This window comes from Zavarzinia sp., assembly GCF_041650655.1.
Taxonomy (GTDB): Bacteria; Pseudomonadota; Alphaproteobacteria; order Zavarziniales; family Zavarziniaceae; genus Zavarzinia.
The window spans coordinates 1-2,612 of the sequence record NZ_JBAZKR010000276.1 but is presented as its reverse complement, the minus strand read 5'-3'; the positions used below and the strand labels follow the sequence as shown (position 1 = coordinate 2,612).

Annotated in this window: 4 protein-coding genes and 1 pseudogene; 4 read left to right on the top strand and 1 reads right to left on the bottom strand. The window is 69.7% G+C overall.

What is annotated here, in order from left to right; genetic code table 11:
* Positions 1–547, top strand: a pseudogene (locus tag WC493_RS23500) (MFS transporter); the annotation flags it as partial.
* Between the two features lie 3 nt (positions 548–550).
* Here the strand turns inward: WC493_RS23500 and WC493_RS23495 are convergent.
* Positions 551–898, bottom strand: coding sequence for a DUF2917 domain-containing protein (locus tag WC493_RS23495; protein ID WP_373069122.1), 348 nt, complete (start codon positions 896–898; stop codon positions 551–553).
* Between the two features lie 94 nt (positions 899–992).
* Between WC493_RS23495 and WC493_RS23490 the strand changes: the two genes are divergently transcribed.
* The 3 genes from WC493_RS23490 to WC493_RS23480 are packed head-to-tail and all read left to right on the top strand — an operon-like array spanning position 993 to position 2,580.
* Positions 993–1,925, top strand: a complete 933-nt coding sequence (locus tag WC493_RS23490) for a LysR substrate-binding domain-containing protein (RefSeq protein ID WP_373069120.1) — start codon at positions 993–995, stop codon at positions 1,923–1,925.
* A 23-nt stretch (positions 1,926–1,948) separates the two neighbouring features.
* The gene (locus WC493_RS23485; protein WP_373069118.1) at positions 1,949–2,407 is read left to right on the top strand and encodes a hypothetical protein; all 459 of its coding nucleotides are present in this window, start codon (positions 1,949–1,951) and stop codon (positions 2,405–2,407) included.
* Positions 2,408–2,418: 11 nt separating this feature from the next.
* Complete coding sequence (locus WC493_RS23480) at positions 2,419–2,580, top strand: hypothetical protein (RefSeq protein WP_373069116.1); 162 nt, start codon at positions 2,419–2,421, stop codon at positions 2,578–2,580.
* Positions 2,581–2,612 lie beyond the last annotated feature (32 nt).

Here is a 2,612-nt window from a genome sequence, read left to right as displayed (position 1 = left end):
CGGCTACGTGCTGGGCTATGCCGCGCATTGCTGGGAACTCTTCGGCCTGCGTTCGTGGATCGTCGGCCTGCTGGCGTTTTCCGCGACGCAGGGCAGCCTGCCGCTGGCGCCCGCCACGGCGGCGGCCCTGATCAATCTGGTGGGCATTCCGGCCAGCATCCTCGGCAACGAGTTCGCCGGCCACCACGACCGGCGCCGCTACATCCTCGTCGTCATGCTCGCCTCGGGTGTGCTGGCCTGGGCGGTGGGCGCGGCGGCGAGCTGGCCGCTCGCGCTGCTGGCGCTGCTGGTGGTCTATCAGGCGGTGGTGATGGCCGATTCGGCGGCGCTCACCGCCGGTCTCGTCTCGGTGGCGGACCCGGCTCGGCGCGGCGCGGTGATGGCCGTGTACTCGATGGCCGGCTTCGGCGCCGGCTTCCTCTCGCCGCTGGTCGCCGGCGCCGTGCTCGACGCCGGTGGCGGCAACGACTCGGCGCTGGCCTGGGCGCTCGCCACCGGCAGCCTCGGCATTTTCTGCCTGCTGGCGCCGCTGGCGATCAAACGCTGAACGTCAGGCGGCTGCCAGGCTGACCCGGCTCGGCCGCAGCGCCTGCACGGCCGCCCCGTCGCCGCGGCGGATCGCGAAGCTGCGCCCGGGACCGAGGATGTGGTCCTCCGGGTCGCCGTCGCGGGTCAGCCAGAGTTCGCCGCTGAGGCACGTCAGCGTCAGGTTCTCGCCGCGCGGGACGAGGAGCTGATCCTTCGCCAGGTCCCGCTCGGCGGCGGCCGCGTGCATTCCTGTGCGGAATTCGGTAGCATTGCCGGCAGGTACCGGCGCCGCGGCCGCCGCGAACAGCGCGCGGCGCGTTTCCAGGGGTGGGCAGGCGGGCGTGAAGGCAAGGTCGATAGTGGCATTCATGATGGCTTCTCCGGTGGTTGCGACGATTGGATTATTGACGCGGCGGCACGGCCCCGCCAGCGATATCGAGGCCTGACATCCATGAGCAAATGGAATGCATAAGGACGATCTGCCGCCGCTCGACGCCCTGCGCGCCTTCGACGCGGCCGCGCGTCACCTGAGCTTCACCCGCGCTGCGGAGGAACTGTTCGTCACGCAGTCCGCCGTGAGCAAGCAGGTGATCGCCCTGGAGTCGGCGCTGGCGGTACGCCTCTTCGAGCGCAAGACGCGCGCGCTGGCGCTCACCACGGCGGGCGAGCGCCTGCAGCGCGCCACCGCGATCGCCTTCGGCGAACTGCGCCGCGCCGGGGCCGAGTTGCGCGGCGGCGAGGAGCCGACCGTGACCCTGAGCACGACGCAGGCCTTCGCCGGCTTCTGGCTGATCCCGCGCCTGGCGGATTTCCGCCGCCGGCATCCGGGCATCGACATCCGCATCTCGGCCGACACGCGGCTGGTCGATCTGGAGCGTGGGCGCTTCGACGCGGCGGTGCGCTATCTGCAGGATCGCGACGCCCCGGCGTCCGCCTTGCGCCTGTTCGGCGACACGGTGGTGCCGGTGGTGAGCCCGGCCCTGCTGAAGAAATCGCGCAAGCCGCTGGCGAAGCCCGCCGATCTGGCACACCACGTTCTGCTGGCCTACGAAGACGAGGAGCAGCGCCGGCCGTGGCTGTCGTGGCCGGTCTGGCTGGAGATGGCGGGCGTTCCGGCGCTGCGCCCGGCGGGCAGCATTGCCTTCAACCAGTACGAGCCGACGATTCGCGCCGCCCTCGACGGGCAGGGCGTGGCGCTCGCAATGCTGGCGCTGGTGGCCGACCTGCTCAAGCAAGGCAAGCTGGTGGCGCCTCTGCCGCAGCGCTTTTCCAATCCGCGCTCCTATTACCTGGTGCTGGCGGACCGGGCGGCGGCGAACCCCGCGATGGAAGCGTTCCGGCTATGGTTGGCGGACCAGGTTCAATCCGGTGGCGGCGGCACTACACTGTCGGCTTGATTCTGTTCCCGCGAAAGATTTCGATGAAAGCGAGTTTCCTGCTCCTTGCGCTGTTGTGCTCGCCCGCCTTCGCCGCCACCGTAGCCTGCCCCGATCTGGCGACGGCGGCGCAGGTCGGCGCGTGTCCCGCCGAGGAGGAACTGAGATACACCTTCACCGGTTATTGCAGCGACGACGGCAAGACCTACAAGGGCGAGACCGGCATCTGTTCCGATTACGGGAACTACCGCAAGTTGAAGAACGTCGCGTTGTGGGAATCCGGCGACGGGTTTTTCAACGCCTACGTCTCCTGCGACCTGCCGCCGGCGAGCGTCAAGGCGGCCAAGGCATCCGGCGTCAGGGTCGGCAAGCAGGGCAAGATGACGCTGCTCGTTTGCAGCTACGGCGAGGGCCTCAACTTCACCTGGCGGACGCGGGTCGAATGCAAGGTCGAGGGCAGCGCCGCCTGCACCGGCGCGGCGTGCAAGGCGACCTGCGACTGAGCTTACGCCTCATGAGCGATACGAAAACGAAAACTCCGCCCGAAAAGGACGGCACCGCGCAGCCGCCCGAACCGGAACAGACCGTGTGCCGCCGCTGCGGTGCGCCGGGGCCGGTCGGCGACGACGGCTTTTGCGCCGGTTGCGAGAAGGCCCTGGAGCAGGCCTGCCTGTGACTGTGACGCCCCGCTAGGGCTGCTGGCCGATG

Excerpts from the sequence above, each read along its gene's own strand:
- WC493_RS23480 (WP_373069116.1), top strand. The coding sequence starts at position 2,419 with ATGAGCGATACGAAAACGAAAACTCCGCCCGAAAAGGACGGCACCGCG.
- WC493_RS23490 (WP_373069120.1), top strand. The coding sequence starts at position 993 with ATGCATAAGGACGATCTGCCGCCGCTCGACGCCCTGCGCGCCTTCGAC.
- WC493_RS23495 (WP_373069122.1), bottom strand. The coding sequence starts at position 898 with ATGAATGCCACTATCGACCTTGCCTTCACGCCCGCCTGCCCACCCCTG.
- WC493_RS23485 (WP_373069118.1), top strand. The coding sequence starts at position 1,949 with ATGAAAGCGAGTTTCCTGCTCCTTGCGCTGTTGTGCTCGCCCGCCTTC.